The organism is Pseudokineococcus marinus, assembly GCF_013004605.1.
Taxonomy (GTDB): Bacteria; Actinomycetota; Actinomycetes; order Actinomycetales; family Quadrisphaeraceae; genus Pseudokineococcus; species Pseudokineococcus marinus.
Map to the genome: position 1 here is coordinate 1 of NZ_JABEMA010000535.1, position 1,278 is coordinate 1,278.

1 protein-coding gene is annotated in these 1,278 nt (G+C 79.7%); it reads left to right on the forward strand.

Features of this window, described 5'->3' with window-relative positions; genetic code table 11:
* Positions 1–283 precede the first annotated feature (283 nt).
* The coding region (locus HLB09_RS17280) for a fructose PTS transporter subunit IIB (RefSeq protein ID WP_171204516.1) at positions 284–1,278 on the forward strand (995 nt) is incomplete at its 3' end.

A 1,278-nucleotide genomic window follows, 5' to 3' on the forward strand; every position in this document is an offset into this window, starting at 1 on the left:
GCCTCGAGGCGCCCGAGCGCCTGCGGCTCGCCGTCGCCCACGGCTCCGCCGCCGCGGCGCTGCCCGGCTCGGCGCTGCCGCGGCCCGAGCAGGTGCGCGCCGACCTCGTCGAGGTCGCGCCGCTGGACCTCGAGCCCCTCCACCTCGACCCGGCGCCCGCCGGGCCCTCCTGACCCGCCCCCCCGCGCCACCACGACCAGCACCTCACCGAGCACCAGCCCCGCACCACGTCGTGCACCACCCGTCCCCCGCACCGTCATCGACGACGACCCGAGAGGCACCGATGAGCCACAGCACCGCAGAGACCAGCGCCGCGAGCGCGTCCGGGGGCGAGGACCTCCTCGTCCCCGCGCTCGTCGCGCTCGACGCCGACCTCGGCGCCACGAGCGAGGACGTCGTCCGCCGCCTCGCCGCGCTGGTCGGCGACGCCGGCCGCACCGCCGGCGCCGACGGCACCGAGGACCTCGCCCGGGCGGCCCTCGCCCGCGAGGCGTCGTCGCCGACGGGCCTGCCGAACGGCATCGCCATCCCGCACGCGCGCACGGCCGGGGTGGCCCGGGCGTCGCTGGCCTTCGCCCGCCTGGAGCGGAAGGTCGACTTCGGCGCCCCCGACGGCCCCGCAGACCTCGTCTTCCTCATCGCCGCCCCCGAGGGCGCCGGCAGCCAGCACCTCAAGCTGCTGAGCAAGCTCGCCCGCGCGCTCGTGCGGCCGGCCTTCACGGCGTCGCTGCGCGAGGCGTCGTCCGCGGAGGACGTCGTGCGCCTCGTCGACGAGGTGCTGGCCCCGGCCCAGCCGAAGGCCCCGGCCGCCCCCGCGGCGGGTGCGGGCACCGCCGACGGCGCCGCGGCCCCCGCGACGGCGTCCGGCGCCGTGGCCGCCGACGCCGCCGCCACCGTCGACCAGGAGGCGCCCGTCGCGTCCGCCACCGGCGCCCGGCGGATCGTCGCCGTCACGGCCTGCCCCACGGGCATCGCCCACACGTACATGGCCGCCGACTCCCTCGTCGCCGCCGGCGAGCGCGCGGGCGTGGAGGTCGTCGTCGAGACCCAGGGCTCCTCGGGCGCGACGCCGCTGCCCGCCGACGTCATCGCCGGCGCCAGCGCCGTGATCTTCGCCGTCGACGTCGGCGTCCGGGAGCGCGGCCGCTTCGCCGGCAAGCCGCTCGTCTCCTCCGGCGTCAAGCGCGCCATCAACGAGCCCGACGCGATGGTGGCCGAGGCGCTGCGCGCCGTCGACGACCCCCGCGCCGAGCGGGTCGCCGGCGACGGCGGCGCGGG